The 24,652-nt window shown below is 69.7% G+C and carries 23 protein-coding genes; 15 read left to right on the top strand and 8 right to left on the bottom strand.

Translation table 11 applies throughout. The features are described from left to right. Positions 1-44 precede the first annotated feature (44 nt). Positions 45-839, bottom strand: a complete 795-nt coding sequence (locus tag V7Q42_RS02430; RefSeq protein WP_333822197.1) for a DUF2189 domain-containing protein — start codon at positions 837-839, stop codon at positions 45-47. Between the two features lie 369 nt (positions 840-1,208). Between V7Q42_RS02430 and V7Q42_RS02425 the strand changes: the two genes are divergently transcribed. Beyond that, positions 1,209-1,613, top strand: a complete 405-nt coding sequence (locus V7Q42_RS02425) for a c-type cytochrome (RefSeq protein ID WP_333822195.1) — start codon at positions 1,209-1,211, stop codon at positions 1,611-1,613. Between the two features lie 112 nt (positions 1,614-1,725). Here the strand turns inward: V7Q42_RS02425 and V7Q42_RS02420 are convergent, their stop codons facing one another. After that, entirely contained in the window at positions 1,726-3,063 is a 1,338-nt protein-coding gene (locus V7Q42_RS02420) for a DUF3422 family protein (RefSeq protein ID WP_333822193.1), read from the bottom strand. A 288-nt stretch (positions 3,064-3,351) separates the two neighbouring features. Between V7Q42_RS02420 and V7Q42_RS02415 the strand changes: the two genes are divergently transcribed. From V7Q42_RS02415 to V7Q42_RS02390, 6 genes are all read left to right on the top strand, one after another. Then, entirely contained in the window at positions 3,352-4,137 is a 786-nt protein-coding gene (locus V7Q42_RS02415; protein WP_333822190.1) for a (Fe-S)-binding protein, read from the top strand. A gap of 2 nt (positions 4,138-4,139) precedes the next feature. Continuing rightward, on the top strand, positions 4,140-5,567 hold the full coding sequence (locus V7Q42_RS02410; RefSeq protein ID WP_333822188.1) for a LutB/LldF family L-lactate oxidation iron-sulfur protein: 1,428 nt from the start codon (positions 4,140-4,142) through the stop codon (positions 5,565-5,567). A 37-nt stretch (positions 5,568-5,604) separates the two neighbouring features. Beyond that, entirely contained in the window at positions 5,605-6,282 is a 678-nt protein-coding gene (locus V7Q42_RS02405) for a LutC/YkgG family protein (protein ID WP_333822186.1), read from the top strand. 123 nt (positions 6,283-6,405) lie between these two features. Further along, positions 6,406-6,882, top strand: coding sequence for a hypothetical protein (locus tag V7Q42_RS02400; protein WP_333822185.1), 477 nt, complete (start codon positions 6,406-6,408; stop codon positions 6,880-6,882). Between the two features lie 167 nt (positions 6,883-7,049). Continuing rightward, complete coding sequence (locus tag V7Q42_RS02395; protein ID WP_333822184.1) at positions 7,050-7,973, top strand: DMT family transporter; 924 nt, start codon at positions 7,050-7,052, stop codon at positions 7,971-7,973. Between the two features lie 167 nt (positions 7,974-8,140). After that, positions 8,141-8,554, top strand: coding sequence for a hypothetical protein (locus V7Q42_RS02390; RefSeq protein ID WP_333822183.1), 414 nt, complete (start codon positions 8,141-8,143; stop codon positions 8,552-8,554). Between the two features lie 63 nt (positions 8,555-8,617). Here the strand turns inward: V7Q42_RS02390 and V7Q42_RS02385 are convergent, their stop codons facing one another. Continuing rightward, positions 8,618-9,496, bottom strand: coding sequence for a LysR substrate-binding domain-containing protein (locus V7Q42_RS02385; RefSeq protein WP_333822182.1), 879 nt, complete (start codon positions 9,494-9,496; stop codon positions 8,618-8,620). Between the two features lie 199 nt (positions 9,497-9,695). On the opposite strand from V7Q42_RS02385, the gene V7Q42_RS02380 reads away from it, so the two are divergent. After that, entirely contained in the window at positions 9,696-10,052 is a 357-nt protein-coding gene (locus tag V7Q42_RS02380) for a DUF1127 domain-containing protein (RefSeq protein ID WP_333822181.1), read from the top strand. 68 nt (positions 10,053-10,120) lie between these two features. Here the strand turns inward: V7Q42_RS02380 and V7Q42_RS02375 are convergent, their stop codons facing one another. Beyond that, entirely contained in the window at positions 10,121-10,888 is a 768-nt protein-coding gene (locus V7Q42_RS02375) for a DUF937 domain-containing protein (RefSeq protein ID WP_333822180.1), read from the bottom strand. Between the two features lie 166 nt (positions 10,889-11,054). Here V7Q42_RS02375 and V7Q42_RS02370 point away from each other — a divergent pair, with 166 nt between their 5' ends. After that, the gene (locus V7Q42_RS02370; RefSeq protein ID WP_333822179.1) at positions 11,055-12,428 is read left to right on the top strand and encodes a glutamate--cysteine ligase; all 1,374 of its coding nucleotides are present in this window, start codon (positions 11,055-11,057) and stop codon (positions 12,426-12,428) included. A 129-nt stretch (positions 12,429-12,557) separates the two neighbouring features. Here the strand turns inward: V7Q42_RS02370 and V7Q42_RS02365 are convergent, their stop codons facing one another. The 3 genes from V7Q42_RS02365 to V7Q42_RS02355 are packed head-to-tail and all read right to left on the bottom strand — an operon-like array spanning position 12,558 to position 13,999. Then, a complete protein-coding gene (locus V7Q42_RS02365; protein ID WP_333822178.1) occupies positions 12,558-12,944 on the bottom strand; it encodes a helix-turn-helix domain-containing protein in 387 nt (128 codons plus the stop codon). A gap of 10 nt (positions 12,945-12,954) precedes the next feature. Next, positions 12,955-13,206, bottom strand: a complete 252-nt coding sequence (locus V7Q42_RS02360; protein WP_333822177.1) for a type II toxin-antitoxin system RelE family toxin — start codon at positions 13,204-13,206, stop codon at positions 12,955-12,957. Positions 13,207-13,252: 46 nt separating this feature from the next. After that, positions 13,253-13,999, bottom strand: a complete 747-nt coding sequence (locus V7Q42_RS02355; protein WP_333822176.1) for a 16S rRNA (uracil(1498)-N(3))-methyltransferase — start codon at positions 13,997-13,999, stop codon at positions 13,253-13,255. A 169-nt stretch (positions 14,000-14,168) separates the two neighbouring features. Here V7Q42_RS02355 and xseA point away from each other — a divergent pair, with 169 nt between their 5' ends. From xseA to V7Q42_RS02335, 4 genes are all read left to right on the top strand, one after another. Further along, on the top strand, positions 14,169-15,632 hold the full coding sequence (gene xseA, locus V7Q42_RS02350; RefSeq protein WP_333822175.1) for an exodeoxyribonuclease VII large subunit: 1,464 nt from the start codon (positions 14,169-14,171) through the stop codon (positions 15,630-15,632). A 24-nt stretch (positions 15,633-15,656) separates the two neighbouring features. Further along, positions 15,657-16,436: an SDR family oxidoreductase gene (locus V7Q42_RS02345; RefSeq protein WP_333822174.1), complete on the top strand. Its 780-nt coding sequence runs from the start codon at positions 15,657-15,659 to the stop codon at positions 16,434-16,436. A gap of 108 nt (positions 16,437-16,544) precedes the next feature. Further along, a complete protein-coding gene (locus V7Q42_RS02340) occupies positions 16,545-17,432 on the top strand; it encodes a universal stress protein (RefSeq protein ID WP_333822173.1) in 888 nt (295 codons plus the stop codon). A 301-nt stretch (positions 17,433-17,733) separates the two neighbouring features. Then, positions 17,734-20,460 carry a bifunctional acetate--CoA ligase family protein/GNAT family N-acetyltransferase gene (locus V7Q42_RS02335; protein WP_333822171.1) on the top strand — a complete coding sequence of 909 codons (2,727 nt, stop codon included), beginning with the start codon at positions 17,734-17,736 and terminating at the stop codon, positions 20,458-20,460. Positions 20,461-20,467: 7 nt separating this feature from the next. Here the strand turns inward: V7Q42_RS02335 and V7Q42_RS02330 are convergent, their stop codons facing one another. Continuing rightward, positions 20,468-22,150, bottom strand: a complete 1,683-nt coding sequence (locus V7Q42_RS02330; protein ID WP_333822169.1) for a bifunctional aminoglycoside phosphotransferase/ATP-binding protein — start codon at positions 22,148-22,150, stop codon at positions 20,468-20,470. 138 nt (positions 22,151-22,288) lie between these two features. Here V7Q42_RS02330 and V7Q42_RS02325 point away from each other — a divergent pair, with 138 nt between their 5' ends. Beyond that, entirely contained in the window at positions 22,289-22,666 is a 378-nt protein-coding gene (locus V7Q42_RS02325) for a hypothetical protein (protein ID WP_333822168.1), read from the top strand. A gap of 279 nt (positions 22,667-22,945) precedes the next feature. After that, positions 22,946-24,622 (top strand): thiamine pyrophosphate-binding protein, encoded by a 1,677-nt coding sequence (locus tag V7Q42_RS02320; protein WP_333822167.1) that lies wholly within the window; start codon positions 22,946-22,948, stop codon positions 24,620-24,622. Positions 24,623-24,652 lie beyond the last annotated feature (30 nt).

The following is a 24,652-nucleotide window of genomic DNA, read 5'->3' as shown; positions in this document are numbered from 1 at the left end:
CGCTTCCCGAGGGCTCTTCTTCGTCCGGTCGGGTCACTCGCCACTCAGGCCTCGACGGCGCGGCGGTAGAGGTGCCAGGTGGCGTGGCCGAGCAGCGGCAGGACGACGATCAGGCCGAGGAACATCGGCAGGATGGCGACGCCGAGCAGGGTGCCGACGAAGATGCCCCAGCCGAGCATCACCAACGGCGCCGCGAACACCGCCCGGATCGAGGTGATCATCGCGGTGACGAAATCGACGTCGCGATCGAGCAGCATCGGATAGGCGACGACGCTGACCGAGAAGATCACCGTGGCCATCACGGCGCCGATGATGTTGCCGGCGATCAGGAAGGCGATGCCGCGCGGCGTCGTGACCACCGCGGTGACGATGTCGGTGTAGTCGAGCGGCCGGAGCCCGAAGAACAGCGCATAGACGAAGCCGGCGGCGTAGATCCAGGCGATCATGCCGAAGGCCGTGACCAGCGCCATGTAGCCGAGTTCGCGGCGCGCATGCGCCGGCACCGCGCCGATCAGGGCGGTCACCGAGAGATCGCCACCGGTGGCGATCCGCCGGCTCGTCTCGTAGATGCCGACCGCGGCGAAGGGCGCCACCAGCGCGAAGCCGGCGGCGAGCGGGTAGGCGATGAACAGGAAGTCGAAAGAGGCCGCCGCCCAGAACATGAGATTGCCGCCGAGGGCATAGAGGGTGCCGATCAGCAGGCCGAAGGCGGGAGCGGCGCGGAAATCGCGCAGCCCGTCGGACAGCGCCGCGGAGATGTCGTCGACGGTGATGGCCCGGACCTTGGGTTCGGTCGCGGCGATTCCCGGAGGCGTATTCCCCACCACGAGTTCTGTCATGTCTCTTCCTCGCCCTGATGGCCTCGACTTATGGATGACGAGTGCTCTTATGCGACAGAGTGCCACAGATCGATCGCATTGCAACCGGTTCGCAGGAATCCCCCCGGATTCCGCGGTCCGAGACCGCGAAAAAGTCCGACATGCATTAGACTTCGCGTATATGACCAAGGGTGAGGCTTCGGATCTCGCGGTGTCGCCGGTATCGGCCGCGCGTCGGGCGCGGACCGGCGAAAATCGGCCGAAACTGCCGAAAAGGCATTTCCGGGGGTCTCGAATTGGTCCAATTTCCTGATATGAAAGCGGCCCGGCGTCGCCTAGAGCGTGCCGATCGGCTATCCGACCCGTTCATCACGCCATGGGAGTGAAGACATGAAGAAGGTTATCCTGCTCGCCGCCCTCGGTTTCGCCGCCGCCGCCGGCAACGCCTATGCGGGCGACGCCGCCGCCGGTGAAGGCCTGTTCAATTCGAAGTGCAAGATCTGCCACGCCATCGGCGAAGGCGCGAAGAACAAGGTCGGTCCGGAGCTGAACGGCGTCGACGGCCGCAAGATGGCCTCCATCGCCGACTTCAAGGGCTACGGCGCCGACCTCAAGGGCATGGGCGACGCCGGCAAGGCCTGGGACGCGGCGACCCTCGCGACCTACCTCGCCGACCCCAAGGCCTTCAACCCGGGCACCAAGATGGCCTTCGCCGGCTTCAAGGCCGACACCGCGGCCGCCGAGAACGTCGCCGCCTACGTCCTCTCCTTCGCCGCCGACGGCAAGAAGAAGTGAGTCTTCTCCCGGTCCGCGGCGCCCGACGCCGGTGACGGACCGACGGATGAGAACACGAGGCCTCGGGAGCGATTCCGGGGCCTTCGCCTTTTTCGATCGCCAATTTCGGCGATCAATGCCCTTCGCCGTCCGGCGCGTGCGCTTTGCGGATGCTGCGCACCACCCAGAAGACGCCGGCCAACACCACCGGCACGGCGAGGCCGGTGGCGATGCTGGCGTCGATCGGCAGCATATGCGCCTCCTTCGCCGCCTTGAAGGCGTAGCCGAGGAGGCCGACCACATAGTAGCTGACCGCCGCCACCGACAGCCCTTCGACCGTCTGCTGTAGCAGCAGCTGCTGACGGGCGCGCCTGTTCATCGATTCGAGCAGATCGCGATTCTGCTGTTCGAGGTCGACGTCGACCCGGGTGCGCAGCAGTTGCGCGGTGCGCGCCGCCCGCTCGGAGAGGTCGCTCATCCGCTCGGCGATGCCGTTCACCGTCCGCATCGCCGGCTTGGACCGGCGGGCGAGGAAGCTCGCCCAGGTCGAATGTCCCGGCACGCCGCGCTCGTCGAGGATCGCCAGCCGGTCGAGCACGATCTGGTCGTAGGCGCGGGTCGCGCCGAATCGATAGCTCGTTGCCGCCGAGCGATTCTCCACCTCGGCGCTGAGCGCCGACAGGCGCTCGAGCAGGCCGCGGTTGGCCGCGAGCCCCTCGGTGGCGCGGATCTCCGAGGTGACGGCCGCGAGTTCGCGCTCCAGCCGCCGTACCTCCGGCCCGACCTCCTGGGCCACCGGCAGCCCCAGCATGGCGAGCGACCGATAGGTCTCGATCTCGAGCAGCCGCTGCGACAGGGCGCCGGCCTGCTGGGCGGTCAGCCCGCGGTCGAGGACGAGGATGCGGGTGCGCCCGTCGCCGTCCTGGCGGAAGTCGGTCATGGTCACGGCCGAGCCGCCGTAGGCCTCCGAGATGCACAGGCTCGCCGGATCGAAACTCGCGGCAGCGCCCGTGAGGTCGCCGGGATCGGCGAGGAGATCGAGCCGCGCCGCGACCAGCATCGGCCCCGGCTGGACGAAGTCGGAGCCGAACGGGTGGTTCGACGGCAGCGGTCCGAACGGCGCCGCGCCCTCGGTGAGCGGCCCGTCCCAGGTGTAGGTGACGAACTCGGCGTGCCGTTCCCAGGCGAGCGTGCCGCCGGCGAAGGCGACGACATGGTGGCGGCTGTCCGCCCCCGGCCCCGGTGCGCCGCGCGCCCGGCAGAAGCGATCGAGAAAGGCGCGGTCCTTCTCCACCACGTGGCGATCGGCGGCGAAGGCGTGATGCAGGAAGATGCGCGGCGGCCTCGCTGCCCGGAAGGGCCGGGCGTGGATCTCGCCGACGATCTCGGCGCGGCGCGGATGAGGCGTGAAACCGCGGGACACCTGCGTCGCCGGGATGTCGGCGGAGGTCGGCTCGTCGAGATCGGGCATCTGTCGTCTCCGGGCGAAGGAGGTCGCGGCCGGCATGCGCCGCCGTCGAGATCCGTCGTTATCGCCTCGTTCGCATCGCAGCAAGACGAACGGCGGGACGTGGCTCTCCGGATGTAGTCACCGCCGCGATCGGCGCAAGTCATTGGCCAGAAAAACTTACCACGTGGTTTGACGGCTCTCTGCGGCCGATCTATGGTCCACCTTCGCGCGCGGCCCCCGCGCCACCCCGTCGACGGTGCCCGGCGCGACGGATCCGCCTCCTTCCGCGGCACGGTCGAACGCTCTCCCATGTCAGCAGCCGCTTCCGCCTCTCGTCCCAAGGTCGCGCTCTTCGTCACCTGCCTCGTCGACCTCTTTCGCCCGACCGTCGGCTTCGCCGCGGTCAAACTGATCGAGGACGCCGGCTGCGAGGTGGTGGTTCCGGCGGCGCAGACCTGCTGCGGCCAGCCCGCCTTCAACTCCGGAGACCGCAAGGACGCGGCGATGCTGGCGAAGAAGGTCATCGAGACCTTCGAGGGCTACGACCACCTCGTCGCCCCGTCGGGCTCCTGCGCCGGTCACATCGCCACCCATTACGTCGAGCTCTTCGACGACGGCGACCCGTGGAAGGCCCGCGCCGAACGCCTCGCCGCCAAGAGCCACGAGCTCGTCTCCTTCCTCGTCGACGTCCTCGGCGTCACCGCGACCGGGGCGAAGTTCGCCGGCACGGTGACCTATCACGACAGCTGCTCGGGCCTGCGCGAGCTGGGCGTCAAGGATCAGCCGCGCAAGCTGCTTTCCGCCGTCGACGGCCTGACCCTCACCGAGATGAAGGACCCCGACGTCTGCTGCGGCTTCGGCGGCGCCTTCTCGGTGAAGTACCCGGATCTCTCCGGCGCCATCGTCGACAAGAAGACCGACAACATCACCGACGCCGGCGCCTCGACGCTGCTCGCCGGTGACATGGGGTGCCTGATGAACATGGCCGGTCGCCTCTCCCGCAAGGGTTCGAAGGTCGAGGTCCGCCACGTCGCCGAAGTGCTCGCCGGCATGGCCGACGGCCCGGCGATCGGCGCGACGAAGAAGGGAGCCTGACGATGCAGGTCACGTCCCCCGCCTTCAAGGAGAACGCCACCCGCGCGCTCGCCGACGCGACGCTGCAGAAGGCGCTCAAGAACGTCGAGAAGGGCTTCATCGCCAAGCGCATCAAGGCGGCCGAGGCGCTGCCCGAGTTCGAAGCGCTGCGCGACGCCGGCCGCGATCTCAAGAGCCACGTGCTGAAGCACCTCGACCTCTATCTCGAGGCCTACGAGAAGAAGGTCGTCGAGGCCGGCGGCCACGTCCATTGGGCCGAGAGCGCCGAGGACGCCCGCCGCATCGTCACCGACATCTGCAAGCGCCTCGGTGCCAGGACGGTGACCAAGGGCAAGAGCATGATCACCGAGGAGATCGCCCTCAACGATCACCTCGAGAAGGAAGGCATCACGCCGGTCGAGACCGACCTCGGCGAATACATCATCCAGCTCCGCGGCGAGCACCCGAGCCACATCGTCGCCCCGGCGGTGCACCTCACCAAGGAGCAGGTCGCCGGCGACTTCCGCCGCGTCCACACCCATTTGGAGCCGGAGCGCGACCTCACCGAGCCGGTGACGCTGCTGACCGAGGCGCGCACCGTGTTGCGCGAGAAGTTCCTGGTCGCCGACGTCGGCATCACCGGCGCGAACTTCCTCATCGCCGAGACCGGCACCTCGATCATCGTCACCAACGAGGGCAACGGCGACCTTACCCAGACGCTGCCCAAGGCCCACATCGTCATGGCCTCGATCGAGAAGATCGTGCCCACCCTCGAGGACGTCGACACGCTGCTGCGTATCCTCGCCCGTTCGGCGACGGGGCAGGAGCTCTCGGTCTACACGACCTTCTCCACCGGCCCGCGTCGCGACGGCGACGTCGATGGGCCGGGCGAATACCACGTCGTCCTCCTCGACAACGGCCGTTCGGCGATGCTCGGCACCGAGTTCGAGGAGATGCTGCGCTGCATCCGCTGCGGCGCCTGCATGAACCATTGCCCGGTGTTCCAGGCGGTCGGTGGCCACGCCTACGGCTGGGTCTATCCCGGCCCGATGGGCGCGGTGCTGACCCCGACGCTGGTCGGCGTCGACAAGGCCGGCCATCTGCCCAACGCCTCGACCTTCTGCGGCCGCTGCGAGAGCGTCTGCCCGATGCGTATCCCGCTGCCGCGGATGATGCGCGCCTGGCGCAACCGCGAATGGGAGCGGGCGCTGAACCCGGCGGCGCTCAGGAGCGGTCTCGGCTTCTGGGCCTTCCTCGCCGCCCGGCCGGGGCTCTATCGCCTCGCCGCACGCGCCTCGTCGACCGCGCTGCGCCTGATGGGCGCTGGCAAGGGCCGCATCGCCAAGCTGCCCTTCTTCGCCTCCGGCTGGACGAAGATGCGCGACATGCCGGCCCCGGAAGGGGCGACCTTCATGGACCAGTGGAAAGCCAAGGGCGGACGCACCGCCTGATCCCACCGCGACCTTTCAACATGTGAGAGTCCTGCATATGACAGCTCGCGACGCCGTCCTCGGCAAGATCCGCCGCTCCCTCCACACCGGGTCGAACGACGACGCGCGCCGTGCCGCCGTCGTCGATCGCCTCGCCGCCCATCGCGCCGGTCTGGTGCCCGCCCGCGGCCAGCGCGACGCGCGCGGTCGCCTCGATCTCTTCCTCGAGATGGCCGACAAGGTCGCTGCCTCGACCGAGCGCCTCGCCTCGGCCGACGACGTGCCCGCCGCGGTCGCCCGCTACCTGCGCTCCAAGAACCTGCCGCAGGCGATCCGCCGCGGCGTCGATCCGCGCCTGACCGGCCTTCCCTTCGACCGCGAGCCGCAGCTCACCGTCGCCGAGGGTCGTTCCGACGGCCACGACCTCGCCGGCCTCTCCCACGCCTACGCCGGCGTCGCCGAGACCGGTACGGTGGCGCTCGTCTCCGGCGCCGACAATCCGACGACCCTCAACTTCCTGCCCGAGCATCACCTCGTGGTGGTCAAGGCCTCCGACATCGCCGGCGACTACGAGACGGTCTGGGCCCGCGTCCGCGCCACCTTCGGCGAGGGCAAGATGCCGCGCACCGTCAACTGGATCACCGGCCCGTCACGCTCCGGCGACATCGAGCAGACCATCCTGCTCGGCGCCCACGGCCCCCGCTCGCTGCATCTCCTCGTCGTCGACGATCTCTGATCGCGCCCCCTCGTCGGACGTGGCGAAGGGCCTCGGCCTCGCGCCCGCCCGCACCCGCGTGCTACTGTGCCGATCCGATCCGCGCTGGCGGGTCGGTCGATCGTCCACGTTCGGAGGTGACCGATGGGCTGGCTGACCGATTGGCTCCGGCGCCGCGAGGCTTCGCCGGCGAACGGCTCGAAAGCGGCCGGCCCGCAGGACACGGCCTCCGTCTCCGACCGGGTCACGGGCGAGGCCCCGCCGCGGGTCGCGAGCGTTCGCCGGGCCGCATCCTCGCAGGAAGGCGGTGGAGCCGCCTCGCCGAATGCCCCGGCCGCCGGCGCCGTCGCCGCAGCGGCCGGCGGCGCCGTGCTGCTCGGCGCCGAAGCGCTCCATATGCTCGCCGCCGAACCGGCCGAACCCTCCGCCTCCGCTCCGACGTCGGCGGGGCACCACGGCGACGGCGCCGCGGCGACCGCCGGTCCGCCGGACGCCGATTCCGCTTCGTCGCCGTCTCACGCCGACGACGGTTCGGCGGATGGCGATGGCGGAGGAGGGGGCGACGGCGATAGCGGAGGAGGCGGTGACGGCAGCGGCGATGACGGCGGCGGTGGTGACTGACGCCCCACCCGGCACCGCACGGTTTCACGATCCGCTGCGCCGCGGACATCAAGTGGCGTGATCGATCGAATCAGCAACATTCGCTGGACCGCGACGACCCGGCGGGCGACATGGAAACGGGGCCGCCTGCCGCCTCGTGTCGCGACCTCTTCTGACCGGAACCCGTGATGACCGCCACGCCGTCCGCCGCCTCGCCCGTCGACCCGGCCGCCACGCGCTTCGGCGGCTACGACGCGGTCCTCTACGCGGTCACCGTCTTCGGCTGGTCGACCAGCTGGATCGCCATGAAGGCGCAGGTCGCCACCGTTCCCCCCGAGGTGTCGCTGCTCTGGCGCTTCCTGATCTCGGCGGCGATCGTGTGGATCTGGGTGTCGGCGCGCGGCGATCGTCTGCGCTGGCCGCTCGCCACCCATCTCGGCTTCGCCGGCCTCGGATTCTTCATCTTCTCGATGAATTTCAACCTGTTCTACCACGGTGCCAAGGGACTGCCGTCGGGCCTCCTGTCGGTCGTCTTCTCGCTCGCGTCGGTGATCAACCTGCTGCTCGGCTTCCTGGTCTTCCGCCAGAAGATCTCGCCGCGGGTGCTCTTCGGCGGCCTCCTCGGCTTCTCCGGCGTGGCGGCGATGTTCTGGCCGAAGATCGCCGGTACCGATTTCGACACCGGGGCGGCGATCGGTCTGGCGCTGTGCGTCGCCGGCACCACCTTCTTCTGCATCGGCAACATGCTGTCGTCGGCGATTCAGCGCCGCGGCATCCCCGTGCTCGTCGCCACCGCCTGGGGCATGGTGTGGGGCTGCGTCTTCCTCTTCGCCGCGATCCTGATCCAGGGTCTGCCCTTCACCTTCGATCCGTCGTTCCCCTACGTGACCTCGCTCCTGTGGCTGGCGATCGTCTCTTCGGTTGCCGCCTTCTGGGCCTATCTCACTCTGCTCGGACGTATAGGTGCCGCTAGGGCAGGTTATGCCACCGTGATGTTCCCGGTCTTCGCCCTCGCCATTTCCACTGTCGTCGAAGATTATCACTGGACGGTGCCGGCGGTCGTCGGTCTCTGTCTGGTTCTGGCCGGCAATCTCTTCGTTCTGAGACGCTGACGACGACGCCCGCTTTACTCATTCGGAAGGGTTGCGGGCGTAGACTGTCCTCGAAAGATCGATGCGGCGGTGTTCGCGATATCGAAGACGAGAGGACGACGAGGATGGTGATCACGGTCAGACCGCGACCGATGCCGGCGCATGCGGCGCGTCCCGCACCTCGATCGATGCCCCGCACGGCTCACACCGGCGGTGCGACGCTGACCCACAAAGAAGTCACGTCGCGGCAACTGTCGCTTCTCGTCGTGCAGGGCACGCTGATCGGCTGCGTCATCCTCGGCATCCTCGGCGGCGTGATCTATTTCTTCGGCGATACCTTGCGGGCGCACTTCGCTTCGGTCGGCGACACCTCCGACGCCAAGGTGCCGGCCGGCCCCGGCCCGACCGTGTTCTATCGCGATCGCGGCGACGGCACCGTCACGGTGATGGAGATCGACGGTGCCGGCACCCGGCTCAAGGGCACCATCAGCCGCTACGACGTCCCCCTGCTCCAGGCCGACAAGGTCCGTGAAGGCTGGGGCAACAGCGGTGCGGTCAACCCCAACGCCCGCGTCAACGCGCTCGGTTCCGCCTTCCGCTGATCCGCGCCGCCGTCCCACCGATCCATCGAAGCGGCGCCGCGACGATCCCGTCCGGCGCCGCCTTCATTCCGCCCGCCCGAAGCCCGGCGACAGGTTGTCGAGCGAGGAGACGATGTGGCCGGCGAGCGCTTCGGCGACCGGGTTCTTTCCCCGCCCACGCAGCAGGCCGATGTCGACCGGCGGCAGTTTCGGAAACCCTTCGTGCTCGCCGAGCACCCGCATCCCGGTCCTGAGCGCCGATTCCGGCAGCACCGACACCGCCAGCCCGGCGAGCACGGCCGCGCCCACCGCCGTCGAGTTCCAACTGACGTAGAGCAGGTGATGCCGCCGCCCGCTCCGCTCCAGTCCGTCGAGCGCGGCGCGCCGCCAGTCGCAGGTCGGTCGACCGAGGGCGAGAGGAATGGGATCGATCTCGTGCACCGCGTGGCGCTGTGAGCCGACCCACAGCAACGGCTCGCGCCGGATCACTTCCGCCGACCCCTTCTCGCGCACATGGGTGATGATGGCGACATCCAGCTCCCCCGCCGCCATCGATTGGACGAGGAGCGGCGTCGGCGCACACACGACCGTCACTTCGGCGCGCGGATTGGAGCGGGCGAAGCGCGCGAGGATCTCAGGCAGGAAGCGATCGGCGTAGTCGTCGGGCGTGCCCAGCCGCACCCGGCCGGTCAGTTCCGCCTCGTCGAAGGCGGCGAGCGTCTCGTCGTTGAGCCGCATCATCCGCCGCGCATAGGCGAGCAGCCGCTCGCCGTCCTCGGTCGGCTTCGAGGCGCGGCCGTCGCGGGCGAACAGCGCCTTGCCCACCCGCTCCTCGAGCCGCCGCATCTGCATGGAGACCGCCGACTGCGTCTTGTGCACGAGATCGGCAGCGCGGGTGAAGCTGCCGGTTTCGGCGATGGCGACGAAGGTCTTGAGCTGGTCGAGATCGAGAGGCGAGGGCATCGGTCGATCCATCAAAATATGTGCGATGCCGTATCTATAACATTCGTTTGATCGATCGATCCAGTTCCCTCACATGTGATGACGTTCCGTTCGCGTCCCCGCGTCGCGCCGCCCGATCGTCCGATCCCGCGGCTCGCGGCCGCGCGCCCCCTTCCTCCAACGAACCTGCCCTCGGAGATCCCTCGAAAGGAGCTTTCCCATGATCTCGTCCCTGTCGTCCTCGAAGAGCCCCATCCGTGTCGCCGTTCTCCTCGCCGCCGCCGGCGCGAACCTGAACGCCGCCGTGGCCTTCGTGCGCGCGGCATGGAAAGCGCGCCGCCACCGTCACGAGGTGACGCGACTGCTCGCCTTCGACGATCATGCGTTGCGCGACATCGGCCTGACCCGGGGCGACGTTCTCGTCTCGCTCGCCGGCCCGGCCTTCGACGATCCGTCGACGCGGCTGCGTATCCTGGCGGTCGAGCGCCGCGCCGCCCGGCGGGCCCGGTCGCGAGAGTGGCCGAGCCGCGACCCGGCGCCGGCGCCGCAGGGCGAACAGACGCGCCTTCCGGTGTGATCGGGAGACATCGCTCGGATGCATCCGAGTGACGCGGGGAGGGGCCGTGCCGGCTCCTCCCGCCCGGTTCAGCCGCTGCCGGTGAGCACGGTGTGCGGCCCGTCTTTCCAATAGCGGTCGAACAGTGCCTCGATGGCGCGCGCCTGCTCGGCCTGGGCGTCTCGCCCGGCCTCAAACAGGCGGTCGACCATCTCGCTCGGTTGCGGCACCTCGTCCTCCGGCGCGATCTCCTCGTCGATCGGCGGGCCGCCGTTGTTGAAGCCGCGGAGGAACTCGCCGAGCACTTCGCCGAAGAGGGTCGTCGGACCGATCGGATTGGGCGTCTGGCGCAGTGTGTCGCCGACCAACCGCGACGTCTCCGGCCCGAACGCGTCGGTCAGCATCTCGTCGAGGGTCGGCGCGGCGCGCGGTTTCGGCTCGAAGATCTTGCCGAGCCCTTCGGTCAGCGGGTGGCTCTTCAAGGTGTCGGCGAAACTCGCCATCACCGTCTCGGAGGCGAGCGGCAGCACGATCTCCAGGCTGCGCCTGTCGACGCCGCTCGTCCGCGCGATCTGATCGATGATCGCCGCCGTCAGTTCCCGTGAACCGAAGAGCTTGCCCAGCGCCTCGCCGCCCGGCATGGCGGCGGCGAAATCCGGCTTGGGTTTGACCCAGCCGAGCATCTCCGCGATACCGCGCGGATCGGCGGCACGCCGCTTGATCGCCGCATCGAGCGCCGGTTTCAGCGCCAGCGTCGCCGCCGACGCCTGCATCGGATCGAGGCCGAAGCGCGCGGCCATTTCACCCAGCTGCGCCGGATCGAGAAATCGCTTCGTCCATTCCGTCGGATCGACCATGGAATCCCCCGCCAGGAGAGGCGGAATGATCGGTGCGAAACCCTTCGTCGTCAAATCGATCCGCGGCGATCGGTGAACGGGACCGAAAACATCGTTCGAGAAAACGCATTTGTTCCGTCATCGTCCCGCGCGTATGTTGCGCGCCCCGAACTCCCGAGGATGCCACATGGCGCGCGATACCAGCGATCATCGACCCATCGAGAGCCGCGACGCTCTCGTCGCCTGGATCGAGGCCGGCGCACGGCCACGCGATCGCTGGAAGCTCGGCACCGAACACGAGAAGTTCCCCTTCCACGTCGCCGATCGCGCGCCCGTTCCCTACGACGGTGCGGTCGGCATCCATGCCCTGCTCGAAGGCCTGCGCGACCGCACCGGCTGGGAACCGATCTTCGACGGCGAGGCGATCATCGGCCTCGCCGACGATCACGGCGGTGGCGCCATCAGCCTCGAGCCCGGCGGCCAGTTCGAGCTTTCCGGCGCCCCCCTCGCCGACGTCCACGCGACGAAGCGCGAGTTCGACGTCCACCTCGCCGATCTCCACGCCGTCGCCGATCCGCTCGGTATCCGCTTCGCCGGCCTCGGCGCCTCGCCGAAGTGGCATCTCACCGAGACCCCGGTGATGCCCAAGTCGCGCTACGCCATCATGCGCAACTACATGCCGAAAGTCGGCTCCCGCGGCCTCGACATGATGTTCCGCACCTCGACGGTGCAGGTGAACCTCGACTTCTCGAGCGAAGCCGACATGGCGGCCAAGATGCGCGTCGGCCTGGCGTTGCAGCCGCTGGCGACCGCTCTCTTCGCCGTCTCGCCTTTCCTCGACGGCGCGCCGACCGGCTTCCTCTCGACCCGTTCCGAGATCTGGCGCGACACCGATCGCAACCGCACCGGCATGCTGCCGCGCGCCTTCGAGGCCGGCTTCGGCTTCGAGTCCTATGTCGAGTGGGCGCTCGACGTGCCGATGTACTTCGTCAAGCGCGGCGACACCTATCACGACGCCACCGACGTCACCTTCCGTGAGTTCATGGCCGGAGCCCTGGCGAAGCGCCTGCCCGGCGTCGTCCCGGAGATGGGCGACTGGGTGAACCACGTCGGCACGCTCTTTCCCGAGGTGCGGCTCAAGCGCTACATCGAGATGCGCGGCGCCGACGCCGGCTCGCGAGCCTCGGTTCCCGCGCTACCGGCCTTCTGGGTCGGCCTCCTCTACGACGCCGACACCCTCGACGCCGCCTCCCGCCTCGTCGCCGATTGGACGACCGAGGAGCGCCAGGGCTTGCGCGACACCGTCCCGCGCCTCGGTCTCGCCACGCCGTTCCGCGGCCGCACGCTGCGCGACGTCGCCGTCGAGGTGTTGGCCATCGCCCGCGCCGGCCTGAAGGCTCGCGCCCGCCTCGACGACGACGGCCGCGACGAGACCATCCACCTCGAGATGCTCGAGGAGATCGCCGAAAGCGGCCGGACGCAGGCCGACCGCCTGCTCGAGGCCTGGCGCGGCGAATGGGGCGGAAACATCGATCGGGTCCTCGACGCGACGATGTGGTGATACCATCGGCCATTGAAAATGACCGATGGTATTCCGGGCGCGAATTTCTCATGCCCCTGATGCAGATGAGAAATTTGCACGCCTTCGAAGGCCGGGCGCGTCAGCGCCTCCGGCCTCCGGCATGAAGGATCACCCCACCAACCATTTCGCCGGCACGTCGAGCGCCATGGCGATGCGGGTGAGCGTTTCTGTCGTTCCTTGGCGGCGGCCGCGTTCGAGGTCCGAAAGATACCCTTGAGCGAGCCCGGTCGCTTCTGCGAGCCGCATCTGGGTCATGCCGCGCCAATCGCGTAGGGCCACGAGCAGGCGAGCGCCACGCAGCAGTGCCGCACTCACCGGCGCCGGTAGGATGTCGTCGGGAACTGCGAGTTCCGCCTTCCGAGCATCGTAGACGGCGAGGTCGGCGGCATCTTCTTCGGCTTCGGCCAAGGCTTCGAGCAGCGCGTCGTAATCGGCGCGCGTCAACACCACCAGTTCTTCGCCGGATGGCGTACGGATGAACTGCGGGTCTCCCAAGATGGTCTCCTCAGTTGCGCCGATAGGTCGTCGTCTCGCGCTTGCCGACGTGGATCGCCAGGATCGTTCGGGTGTCTTCGTCGAACAGAACCCGATAGCGACCGATGCGGAGGCGAAAACCCGACCGGCCGGTGAGCGCCTTGACGTCACCGCGACCGGTCATCGCGTAGAGGTCCAGCCCACGCAGGACATCCTCCCGGGCCTCGGCAGGCAACGCATCGAGGTCCTTCGCCGCAGCATGCGTGAAAGCGATCGTCTTCATCTGGAAAATCGCTCGTTATCGCCCGAAAATCAAGCGCAATATCGCTCTACCAATCCCCCAGCGTCGCCTGCACCACGGCCAGCGCCGCCACCGCCGCGGTGTCGGCCCTGAGGATCCGTGGGCCCAGCGGGATCGCGGTGACGAAGGCTTTCGAGCGCAGCACCGCCCGCTCCTCGCGCGAGAAGCCGCCCTCCGGCCCGATCAGCACCGCGAGCGGACCGCGCTCCAGGGTTCGCAGGATGTCGAGCGGGTTCGACGTCTCCTCGTGCTCGTCGCAATAGAGCAGGCGGCGGCCGGGATCGGTCGCCTCCCAGGCGTCGAGGAGGCGCTCGAGGTCGACCGGCTCGGCGATCGGCGGCACCGAGATGACGCCGCACTGCTCCGCCGCCTCGATCACGTTGGCTTCCATGCGTTCGAGGTTGATGCGCGACACCTGGGTGTGGCGGGTGATCACCGGGCGGATGCGCGCGACCCCCATCTCCACCGCCTTCTGCACCATGTAGTCGAGCCGCGCGTGTTTCAGCGGCGCGAACAGCCAGTCGACGTCGCCGGGGGCGGTCTGCGGCCGGACGCACTCGACGAGATGCAGCCGGCAGTCGCGCCGGCCGGTCGCGCGTACCGTCGCCAGCCATTCGCCGTGGGCGCCGTCGAAGACCAGCAGGCGGTCGCCGTCGCCCATCCGGAGGACGTTGAGGAGATAGTTCGCCTGTTCCCGCGTCGGCTCGACCTCGCCCCCCTCTCGCAAGGAAGCGCGGACGAAGAGGCGTTGCAGGCGGAAATCGTAGCGGGCCATGGCGGTCCTTCGGCTCGGGGCGCGTCGCGCCGTCTTATCACGGTGGAAGACGGCGGGCGAAGGGCGGGGCGAAGCGCATTCCTCCTGCGCTTAGCCTCCCTTGACGCGGCCCGCCGCCCCCGCCAACCTCCGCTCGCACTTTCGTCGAATCCGTCGCCCGGAGCCTCGCTTGGCCGAATCTCTGCCCAATGTCGCGGAATTCACCGTTTCGGAACTGTCCCAGGCGGTGAAGCGGGCGATCGAGGACGGGTTCGGCTTCGTCCGCGTCCGCGGCGAGATCTCCGGCTATCGCGGCCCCCACTCCTCCGGCCACGCCTATTTCGCCCTCAAGGACGAGGGCGCCAAGATCGACGCCGTCGTCTGGCGCGGCTCCTTCTCCAAGCTCCGCTTCAAGCCGGAGGAGGGGATGGAGGTGATCGCCACCGGCCGCATGACCACCTTCCCCGGCTCGTCGAAGTACCAGATCGTCATCGAGGCGCTGGAGCCGGCCGGCGTCGGCGCGCTGATGGCGCTGCTCGAGGAGCGCAAGAAGAAGCTCGCCGCCGAAGGTCTGTTCGATCAGGCTCGCAAGGTGGCGCTGCCGCGCCTGCCCGAGGTCGTCGGCGTCGTCACCTCGCCGACGGGCGCGGTGATCCGTGACATCCTCCACCGCATCGCCGACCGCTTCCCCGTCCGGGTGATCGTCTGGCCGGTGCGTGTCCAGGGCGATACCTCGGCCGCCGAAGTGGCCGCCGCCATCGCCGGCTTCGACGCGCTCCCGCCCGCGGGCGCGAACGGCATCCCGCGCCCGGACGTCGTCATCGTCGCCCGCGGCGGCGGATCGCTCGAGGATCTGTGGAGCTTCAACGAGGAGATCGTGGTTCGGGCGGTGGCCGCCTGTTCGATCCCGCTCGTTTCGGCGATCGGCCACGAGACCGACTGGACGCTGATCGACCTCGCGGCCGACCTGCGCGCCCCCACCCCGACCGGCGCCGCCGAGATGGTGCTGCCGGTGCGTGCCGAACTCCTCGATCAGGTGGGCACCGCCGGCCTGCGCCTCTCCGGCGCCGTCCTGCGCCGCCTCGAGGCGCTGAAGACCGAGCTGCGCTCCGCCGCCCGCGCCCTGCCGTCCGCCGCGACCCTGCTCGACACCCGCCGCCAGCGCTTCGATCTCGCCTGCGGTCGCCTCGCCCATGCGCTCTCCGCCGCCGTCTCGGTCAAGGCGACCCGCTTCGCCGCGGTGCGCGGCCGGCTCGCCCCGGCGGCGCTTTCGACCCGGCTCGCCACGGCGCGCGATCGCCTGAGCGGCCTCGGCGACCGGGCCGATCGCGCCCTCCGCGTCGGCCAGGAGCGCCGCGCCGCCCGCCTCGACGGTCTGACCAAGCTCCTCGCCGCGCTCTCCTATCGCGGCGTCCTGTCGCGCGGCTACGCGCTGGTGCGCGATGCCGCGGGTGCGCCGGTCCGTGCCGCCGCTGGCCTCGTCACCGGCCAGGGCCTCGACATCGAATTCGCCGACGGCCGCGTCGCCGCGACGGTGGGCGCGGGCGCCGCCCCGCCCCCGGTCGCCCCGCGTCCGGCCGACGTCGCCTCTCCCTCGCCTCGGCCGCGGCGCAAGCCCGGCCGGGATCCGTCCGATCAGGGCTCGCTCTTCTGAGCCCGCACACCCGGAGTACCCGCCATGGATCTCGGAATCGCCGGTCGCAAGGCCGTCGTCTGCGCCGCTTCGAAGGGGTTGGGCAAGGCCTGCGCCATGTCGCTCGCCCGCGCCGGCGTCGACGTCCTCATCACCGCGCGCGGCGCCGAGACGCTGGAGAAGACGGCCGAGGAGATCCGCGCCGCCACCGGCGCGACCGTCTCGACGCTCGCCTGCGACGTCACCTCCAAGGAGGGCCGCGCCGCCATCCTCGCCGCCCGGCCCGAGACCGACATCCTGGTCAACAACGCCGGCGGTCCGCCGGCCGGCGACTTCCACGACTGGGACGAGGACACGTGGCACAAGGCCGTCGAGGCCAACATGGTGACGCCGATCATGCTGATGCGCGCCTATGTCGACGCCATGGCGGCGAAGGGCTGGGGCCGCGTCGTCAACATCACCTCCGGCGCGGTCAAGGCGCCGATCCCGGTCCTCGGCCTGTCCAACGGCGCCCGCTCGGGGCTGACCGGCTTCGTCGCCGGTCTGGCGCGCGATCTCGCCGGCAAGGGCGTGGTGATCAACAACCTGTTGCCCGGCCAGTTCGCCACCGACCGCATCGCCACCCAGATCGACGCCAACTCCAAGCGTCAGGGTGTGTCGCGCGAACAGGCCGCCGCCGATCTCGTCAAGGCGATCCCCGTCGGCCGCTTCGGCGATCCGGCGGAGTTCGGCGAAGTCTGCGCCTTCCTCTGCTCCGATCAGGCCGCTTTCCTCGTCGGGCAGAACATTCTGCTCGATGGTGGCCGGTATCCGGGAACCTTCTGAACCGTTGCGTTCGATCAAAGCGGTTCGACCATCTTTCGGTGAGACTCGATATGACGGCCCCGGCGCCGAGCGCGCTCGGAGGGCGAACTTCGAAAGGGAGAATCCGTCATGGCGATCAAGGACATGTTGGTACTCCTGGACAACGGCTACGCGACCTCCGACCGACCGGTCGTGCCGCGTGGCACCGGCAACGCCGACGTCGACGCCATAGGCCCCGGACCGACCCTCGCCGTCGATCTGGCGCGCCGGCTCGAAGCCCACGTCACCGGCGTGGCCCTGGCGGTCGATCCGATCGTCCCCGGCTTCGTCGTCGCGCCGCTTCCCGTCGAGGTGATCGAGCAGGCCCGCACCCAGGCGATGGAGGTGGCGCGCACCGCCACCGACAGGTTCCGCGTCATCGCCGAACGCGGCGGCGTGGCGGCCGAAACCCGCGTCGCCGAGATCCTGATGGGCGGTGCGCCGGAAGGCTTCGTCGTCAACTGCCGCTCGACCGACCTCGTGGTGATCGGCCAGGACGATCCCGATCGCCCCGAGCCGATGCGTGAGGCGATGATCGAGACGGCGCTGTTCGAGGGAACGGCGCCGTTGTTGGTCGTGCCCTACATCTCGCGCGGCGCCATCGCGCTGGATCGGGTGATGATCGGCTGGGACGGCTCGCGCACCGCCGCCCGCGCCGTCCAGGCGGCGATGCCGCTTCTGGCGCTCGCCAAGAAGATCTCGGTGGTGATGATCGAGAAGGCCGGATCCACTCCGGGCCAACCCGGCGCCGAACTGGCCACGTGGCTCGCCCGCCACGGCCTCGACGTCGAACTGGTCCAGGTCGAGGCTCCCGACATCTCGGTCGCCGACGCGCTTCTCGATCATGCTGCCGACAAGGCGTTCGACCTCTTGATCATGGGCGGCTATGGTCACTCGCGGGTTCGCGAATTCCTGCTCGGCGGGGCGACGCGCGGCATCCTCGCCACCATGACGATCCCCGTCCTGATGGCGCACTGATACGGGATCCGGCGGATCGCTTCGCGACGCCGGACCCGGCTCGTCGAAAAGTCCCGGTCGGGACAGGACTTGTTCAACGAACGGAAGACGAGGCCCGGACGTGTTCATCCGGGCTTCCTATGAGATCACCGCCGGCGGTCCCGCGACCGCCGCACCCGGCCGAAAAGAAGGCGGTACGAACCGCCCGCGGCGAAAGATCGGGAGAGACGACCCGGGGAGTGGCCGGACCAGTCCGCGCGCGTGGGACGCTGCTCCGACCGGAGCGGTGCAGTCCGTTCGCCGTATCCCACGGGGGGGCCACATGGCCGTTCGGAATCTCGACGGAATCTTCCAGCCGCGCTCGATCCTGGTGGTCGGTCCCGAACGCATCGGCAAGGCCGCCTGCGATCTGTTCTTCGCCAATCTGGCGCGCAGCGGCTATCGCGGCAAGGTGACGCTGGCCGGCATCGCCGCGCCGGAAGGCTGGACCGGCGGCGTCGCCGCCTCGCTCGCCGACATCTCCGAGAAGGCCGATCTCGCCGTCGTCCTGTGCGGCGGGTCCGCCGCGGTCGAGGTGATCGAACGGCTCGGCGCCCTGCGCATCAAGGCGGCGCTGTTCTTGTCGCGCGGCTACGACGAATGGTCCTTCGCCACTTCGCGTCTGGCGCTGCAGACGGCGCGTAAGCACGGCCTGCGCCTCATCGGCCCCGGCTCGCTCGGCGTGATGTCGCTGCACGGCGCTCTCGACCTGTCGCTCGCCGCCCGTCCCGCCAAGAAGGGCGATCTGGCGCTCGTCTCCCGCTCCGCCGCGGTCATCAACTCGACGCTCGCCTGGGCCGAGGCCAACGGCGTCGGCTTCTCCTCGGTGGTCTCGCTCGGCCAGAAGGTCGACGTCGACGTCGGCGACCTGCTCGACCACTTCACCGCCGACTACAAGACCCGCGCCGTCCTGGTGCATCTCGAGAGCATCTGGTCGCCGTCGAAGTTCCTCTCCGCCGCCCGCGCCTGCGCCCGCACCAAGCCGGTGATCGTCCTGCGCTCCGGCACCAGCCGCGACAAGCGCATGATCGGCAACACCCATTCGAGCCGGCTCGCCACCGTCGACTGGGTCTACGACGCCGCCTTCCGCCGTGCCGGCCTCGTCCGCGTCGACAGCATCGACGAGCTCTTCGACGCCGCCGAGACCATCACCCGGGTGAAGCCGTCGCCGAGCCGCAAGGTGGCGGTGGTCGCCAACGGCCGCAGCCTCGCCACCATCGTCGCCGACCACCTCGACCACAGCGGCGGCTCGATGGCCGAGATCTCGGCCGAGACGATCGAGTCGCTCGCCTCCCTGGTGCGTTACGGCCGCGATGCCGGCAATCCGCTGGTGCTCGCCGACGACGCCGACGCGAGCGTCTTCGGCACCGCCATCGAGGCGGTCCTCGCCGATCCCGGCGTCGAGGCGGTGATGGTGCTGCACGCGCCCTCCGCCTTCGCCGACACCACCGCGGTCGCCACCAAGGTCGCCGAGATCGCCGCCGCCCAGGCCAAGAAGATCGGCCGCCGCAAGCCGGTGATGGCCTCCTTCCTCGATCTCTCCGAGGAGGCCGACCGCATCCTCCATGCGAGCGGCGTGCCCTGCCATCCGACGCCGGAAGAGGCGGTCCGCTCCTTCGGCCATCTGGTGCGCTACGTCGCCGCCCAGGAGCGGCTGACCGCCATTCCCGAGCCGTTGCCGGCGGAGTTCCGGCCCGATCCGGACGCCGCCCGTGCGGTCGTCGCCGCCGCCCTCGCCGAGGATCGCGAATGGCTCTCCCCGGTGGCGGTGCGCGATCTCCTCGCCGCCTACGACATCCCGGTGCTTCCCACCGTGCTCGCCGCCGACCCCCGCGAGGCCGCCGACGCGGCGCGCCCGCATCTGAAGGAGAACAGGCGGGTGGTGCTGAAGATCGCCTCCCGCGAGATCGCCTTCAAATCCGACGTCGACGGCGTGCGCCTGGGGCTGGAGAGCGAGGAGGAGGTGGCCGAGGCGGCCTGCGAGATGCTGGAGCGCATCCGTGCCCGCTTCCCCGACAAGGTCATCGACGGCGTCATCGTCATGCCGATGGTCGAGAAGCGCTTCGGCATCGAACTGGTCGCCGGCATCGCCGACGACTTCGTCTTCGGTCCGGTCGTCGTCTTCGGTCAGGGCGGCACCTCGGTCGAGGTGGTGGGCGACCGCGCCCTCGACCTCGTACCCCTCGACATGAACCTCGCCCACGCCATGATCGCCGAGACCCGGGTGTCGAAGCTGATGGCGGGCTACCGCAACCGTCCCCCGGTCGACGAGGAGGCGGTGGCGCTGACCCTGTGCAAGCTCAGCCAGCTCGCCTGCGACATCCCGGAGATCCGCGAACTCGATCTCAATCCGATCGTCGCCGACCACGAGGGCGTCGTCTGCCTCGACGCCCGCGTCCGCATCGCCCCGATCACCCAGCGCGCCGGCCAGATCGGCCATCCCCGCCTCGCCATCCGGCCCTATCCGAAGGAATGGGAACGCGAGACCGCGCTCAAGGACGGCCGCGAGGTGCAGATGCGGCCGATCCGTCCGGAGGACGAGGCGCTCTATCCCGACTTCTTCTCCGAGGTGACGCCGGAGGACCTGCGGCTGCGCTTCTTCGCGCCGATCAAGGACTTCTCCCACGCCTTCCTGGCCAAGCTGACCCAGCTCGACTATGAGCGCGCCATCGCCTTCGCCGCCATCGAGAAGGAGACCGGCAAGCTCCTCGGCGTCGTCCGCCTGCATGCCGATCCCGATCACATCACCGGCGAATACGCCATCCTGCTGCGCTCCAACCTCAAGGGGCAGGGGCTCGGTTGGAAGCTGATGAAGCTGATGATCGAATGGGCCAAGGCCGACGGCCTGTCGGCGGTCAAGGGCGAGGTGCTGCGCGAGAACCGCACCATGATCCAGATGTGCGAGGCGCTCGGCTTCTCGGTGAAATCGTCGCCCGACGACGAGTCGATCGCCCTCGTCATCCTGCCCATCGCCGCCGTCGCCGACGCCGCGTCGCTGCCCGGCGAGTGATCGCCGATCAGGGCCGTTCGAGGACGGCGCGCGCCGCCGCGAGCGTTGCCTCCGGCGTCCCGTTCGCGTCGATCCGCGCCCAGTCGATCGGCCCGAGATCGTAGCCGCGTTGCAGGCGCACCACGGCGGCGTCGGCGTCCGAGGCGTCGCCACGCCGCGCGCCGACCCGCGCCGTCGCCACGGCCTCGTCGACGTCCAGCCACAGGCCGGTGAAGGCCACCTCCGCCCGCGCCGCGATCGCCGCGAAAGCGGCACGCTCGGCCGGCTTCGCCGCCACCGCGTCGACGATCACCGACCGCCCGGCGGCGAGCGCCCGGCCGGCCGCTCGGTCGATGAGGTCGTAGACCCGTCGCGAGGCGTCCGCCGTGTAGTGCGCTGCCGCCAGCCGCGTCGTCGTCACCACGCCGGCGAGGAGTTTGCGGATCTCGTCGGCGCGCAACACCACCGCCCCCGGCGTCGGGTCGAGACGCGGCGCGACGTCGACCGCCAGCCGCGATTTACCCGAGCCGGACAATCCGCCGATCGCGACCAGCCGCGGCACCTTCGCCGAAAGATGGTCGATCGCGTCGGCGAAGAGACGCCGCGCCTCGGCTTCCGCCGCGTGGCGCTCGTGGGTCGCCAGATGCGGCGCCCGCGCCGCGGCGATCTTCGCCCGGAGCGCCGCGCGGATCGACAGGAAGAGATCGAGCCCGGCGAGCCCGTCGATGCGTTCGAGAAAGGCCTCGGCGATCCGCTCCGGGTTCATCGGCCGGCCGGTGGCGCCCGTCGCCTCCGTCTCGAGCCGTGTCCCGTCGACCAGCAGCCGATCGAGGAAGTGCCGCGCCGCCACCCGATCGCCGCGGTCGGCGAGGTCCATCACCAGGAACCCGGCGTCGTAGAGAATGTCGCCGGTGGCGATGGCATCGTCGAACTCGATGGCGTCGAAGGGCTGCGCCCGGCCGTCGATCACCGCGATGTTGCCGCTGTGCAGGTCGCCGTGCCCGAGCCGGACGAAGCCGAGACGGCCGCGGGCCTCGAGATGGTCCGCGAGGTCGGCGAGCCGCGTCCGGGCGCGGCGGGTCAGGTTCGCCGCCCGCTCGCGCGGGAAGAGATCCGGCCGCGCCGCGAAGGCCTCGGCGTTCTGATCGAGGTAGCGCCCGAGATCGGCGATCCACGGCGCCGCCTCGCGCCGCTCGGCCCGCGCCTGCATCCGCGCGACGGTCGTGGCGAGATCGTCGACGAAGGCGGGGGTGAGCGGCCCCTTCGCCACCACCCGGTCGAGCGTCGCGGTCTCGTCGAAGCGGTTCATCTCCACCGCCCATTCGATCGGCGTGCCGCTGCCGCCGATCGCCGGGGCACCGCCCGATTCGCGGGTGATCGCCACCACCCGGCGATAGATCTGCGGTGCGATCGGCCGATCGACCGCCATCTCGCGCCGGCAGGCCGCCTCGCGCCGGTCGAGGGTGGAGAAGTCGAGGAAGGGGAAGGTGACCGGTCGTTTGATCTTGTAGGCGAGCGGACCGGCGAGGAACACGACCGCCGCATGGGTGTCGATTCGCGTCGGTGCCTCGGCGAGACCGTGTGTCTCGGCGCGGCCGAGGAAATCGGCGACCTCTTCCCAGGCGCGAAGGTCTCCCGGCGTCGAGGGCGGAGCCGCGGCGCGCCTCGGCGGGGGTGCTCTATCGGGTGGGGTCGGAGTGTCGTGCACCATGAGGATCGCTCCCGTCCGAGCCGCGGTCGACGATCGCCGACATCTTGGCCGTCATGTCGAATCCATACGTTGACCGAGGTCAATGTCGGTGCGATGGGGAGCGGAAAGAATACCGATGGACCGAACGGAGACGCCGCCATGCCCGGCACGGGATTGAAGAAGATCCGCCTCAACCTCGCTCGCACCAAGGAGCATCCGATGGGGTCGGCCCGGCACGGCTACGAGTTCTTCGCGCCGCTCGACGCCGAGGGCCGCATCGACGCCGAAGCCTGGAAGCGACTGCGCGACAAGTGCCGCGTCCGCCGCTTCTGGGGCACCGAGGAGGAGGACGTCGGCCATCTCGTCCATCGCCCCGGCGGCAGCTGGGCGTTCCGCTACGACATCTCCGGCGACGAGGACGACGAGGCCGGCTATCGCTTCGGCGCCCACCCCTTCGTCGTCGGCGAGTACGTTTCGATCAAGGACGAGGACGGCGACCTCAACACCTTCACCGTGGTGACCGTCCTCGACGTCTGACCGCCGAGTCGTCCCAACGCCGGTGCACGATGGTTCGAGGCTCGCTCCGCTCGCACCTCACCATGAAGCGCCTGCTTTCGTGCCGATGATCACCAACGCTTCATGGTGAGGTGCCCGGCCGAGAGGCCGGGCCTCGAACCATCGCACGCCACCACCCGCGCCGGCTCCCGTTCGCGGCGTCCGCGCCACGCCGCATGGCGGCTTCGCATCGTCCCCCTTCCATCCGCCGGTCCGACATGGGATGACCCTCGCGGCGAACAGGCTGCGCGGAGGACGATCATGAGCGGCGAAGGCAAGACCGGGGCGAGGCTTCTCGTCGACACCCTCGAGGCCAACGGTGTCGAGCGCGTCTTCCTGGTCCCCGGCGAGAGCTATCTCGCGGTCATCGACGCCCTCGCCGACAGTCCCATCGACACGGTGCTCGCGCGCCAGGAATCCGGCGCTGCCTTCATGGCCGATGCGGTCGGCAAACTCACCGGCAAGCCGGGCATCTGCATGGTGACCCGCGCCCCCGGTGCCATGAACGCCGCCGCCGGCCTCCACGTCGCCGAACACGACAGTACCCCGATGATCCTCTTCGTCGGCCAGATCGAGCGTGGCTTCCGCGAGCGTGGCGCCTTCCAGGAGATGGACTTCCGCAAGGTCTTCGGTTCCGTCGCCAAATGGGTGGCGGAGATCGACACGCCCGATCGGGTGGTCGAGATGGTCAACCGCGCCTTCGCCGTCGCCACCTCCGGCCGCCCCGGCCCGGTGGTGCTGGTGCTGCCCGAGGACATGCTGGTCGAGGAGGCGCCGGCCGTCGACGTGCGCCCGGCGACCGTGGTCGAGACCCATCCCGGCCTCAATCAGATGTGGGATCTGCAGAAGCGCCTGTGGGCGGCCGAGCGGCCGATCGCCATCCTCGGCGGCTCGCGCTGGAGCGAGAAGGCGGTCCGCCAATTCGCCCGCTTCGCCGAGAAGTTCGATCTGCCGGTCGCCTGTTCCTTCCGTCGCCAGATGCTCTTCGATCACCTCGATCCGCACTACGCCGGCGACGTCGGCATCGGCATCAATCCGGCGCTGCAGAAGCGCATCCGCGACGCCGATCTCGTGCTCCTGGTCGGCGGCCGCATGGCCGAGATGCCGAGCCAGAGCTACACGCTCTTCGACATTCCCTTCCCGACGCAGGCCTTCGTCCACGTCCACGCCGACGCCGAAGAACTCGGTCGCGTCTATCGCCCCGATCTCGCCATCCACGCCTCCGGCACGGCCTTCGCCGCCGCCGCCGAGAGCCTGGAGCCGCCGCCCGGCGACATCCGCTGGAAGGACTGGACCGCCGCCGCCCGCGCCGACTATCTCGCCTGGTCGGAAGACCTGCCGTCGACGCCCGGCGCGGTGCAGATGGGCAAGGTGATGGCGGCGCTGCGCGCCCGCCTGCCCGACGACGTGATCATCGCCAACGGCGCCGGCAACTACGCCACCTGGATCCACCGCTTCTGGCGCTTCCGCAAATTCGCCACCCAGGCCGCGCCGGTCTCCGGCACCATGGGCTACGGCCTGCCCGGCGCCATCGCCGCGGCGCTGCAGTTCCCCGAGCGCCGCGTCGTCTCGTTCTCCGGCGACGGCTGTTTCCAGATGAACAGCCAGGAACTGGCGACGGCGATGCAATCGGGGGCGAAACTCGTCGCCTTCGTCGTCGACAACGGCATCTACGGCACCATCCGCATGCACCAGGAGCGCGAGTTCCCGGCCCGCGTCCACGCCACCACCCTGGTCAATCCCGATTTCGCCGCGCTCGCCCGCGCCCACGGCGCCGTCGGCCTGACGCTCGCCCGTGACGAGGACATCGAGACGGTGATCGACGAGGCGCTCGCCGTCGACGGGCTGGTGCTCGTCCACGTCCTGACCGCACCGGAGGCGATCACCCCGACGACGACGCTGACCAAGCTGCGCGAAACGGCACTGGCGAAGAAGTGAGGACGGCCGCGACCGGCTCACCGGTCGCTT

The sequence above is a fragment of the Pinisolibacter sp. genome (genome assembly GCF_036782435.1).
GTDB lineage: Bacteria > Pseudomonadota > Alphaproteobacteria > Rhizobiales > Ancalomicrobiaceae > CALBKH01.
This window is presented reverse-complemented; position numbering and strand designations above follow the sequence as displayed.

Excerpts from the sequence above, each read along its gene's own strand:
- V7Q42_RS02430 (WP_333822197.1), bottom strand. The coding sequence starts at position 839 with ATGACAGAACTCGTGGTGGGGAATACGCCTCCGGGAATCGCCGCGACC.
- V7Q42_RS02425 (WP_333822195.1), top strand. The coding sequence starts at position 1,209 with ATGAAGAAGGTTATCCTGCTCGCCGCCCTCGGTTTCGCCGCCGCCGCC.
- V7Q42_RS02420 (WP_333822193.1), bottom strand. The coding sequence starts at position 3,063 with ATGCCCGATCTCGACGAGCCGACCTCCGCCGACATCCCGGCGACGCAG.
- V7Q42_RS02415 (WP_333822190.1), top strand. The coding sequence starts at position 3,352 with ATGTCAGCAGCCGCTTCCGCCTCTCGTCCCAAGGTCGCGCTCTTCGTC.
- V7Q42_RS02410 (WP_333822188.1), top strand. The coding sequence starts at position 4,140 with ATGCAGGTCACGTCCCCCGCCTTCAAGGAGAACGCCACCCGCGCGCTC.
- V7Q42_RS02405 (WP_333822186.1), top strand. The coding sequence starts at position 5,605 with ATGACAGCTCGCGACGCCGTCCTCGGCAAGATCCGCCGCTCCCTCCAC.
- V7Q42_RS02400 (WP_333822185.1), top strand. The coding sequence starts at position 6,406 with ATGGGCTGGCTGACCGATTGGCTCCGGCGCCGCGAGGCTTCGCCGGCG.
- V7Q42_RS02395 (WP_333822184.1), top strand. The coding sequence starts at position 7,050 with ATGACCGCCACGCCGTCCGCCGCCTCGCCCGTCGACCCGGCCGCCACG.
- V7Q42_RS02390 (WP_333822183.1), top strand. The coding sequence starts at position 8,141 with ATGCCCCGCACGGCTCACACCGGCGGTGCGACGCTGACCCACAAAGAA.
- V7Q42_RS02385 (WP_333822182.1), bottom strand. The coding sequence starts at position 9,496 with ATGCCCTCGCCTCTCGATCTCGACCAGCTCAAGACCTTCGTCGCCATC.
- V7Q42_RS02380 (WP_333822181.1), top strand. The coding sequence starts at position 9,696 with ATGATCTCGTCCCTGTCGTCCTCGAAGAGCCCCATCCGTGTCGCCGTT.
- V7Q42_RS02375 (WP_333822180.1), bottom strand. The coding sequence starts at position 10,888 with ATGGTCGATCCGACGGAATGGACGAAGCGATTTCTCGATCCGGCGCAG.
- V7Q42_RS02370 (WP_333822179.1), top strand. The coding sequence starts at position 11,055 with ATGGCGCGCGATACCAGCGATCATCGACCCATCGAGAGCCGCGACGCT.
- V7Q42_RS02360 (WP_333822177.1), bottom strand. The coding sequence starts at position 13,206 with ATGAAGACGATCGCTTTCACGCATGCTGCGGCGAAGGACCTCGATGCG.
- V7Q42_RS02355 (WP_333822176.1), bottom strand. The coding sequence starts at position 13,999 with ATGGCCCGCTACGATTTCCGCCTGCAACGCCTCTTCGTCCGCGCTTCC.
- V7Q42_RS02345 (WP_333822174.1), top strand. The coding sequence starts at position 15,657 with ATGGATCTCGGAATCGCCGGTCGCAAGGCCGTCGTCTGCGCCGCTTCG.
- V7Q42_RS02340 (WP_333822173.1), top strand. The coding sequence starts at position 16,545 with ATGGCGATCAAGGACATGTTGGTACTCCTGGACAACGGCTACGCGACC.
- V7Q42_RS02335 (WP_333822171.1), top strand. The coding sequence starts at position 17,734 with ATGGCCGTTCGGAATCTCGACGGAATCTTCCAGCCGCGCTCGATCCTG.
- V7Q42_RS02330 (WP_333822169.1), bottom strand. The coding sequence starts at position 22,150 with ATGGTGCACGACACTCCGACCCCACCCGATAGAGCACCCCCGCCGAGG.
- V7Q42_RS02325 (WP_333822168.1), top strand. The coding sequence starts at position 22,289 with ATGCCCGGCACGGGATTGAAGAAGATCCGCCTCAACCTCGCTCGCACC.
- V7Q42_RS02320 (WP_333822167.1), top strand. The coding sequence starts at position 22,946 with ATGAGCGGCGAAGGCAAGACCGGGGCGAGGCTTCTCGTCGACACCCTC.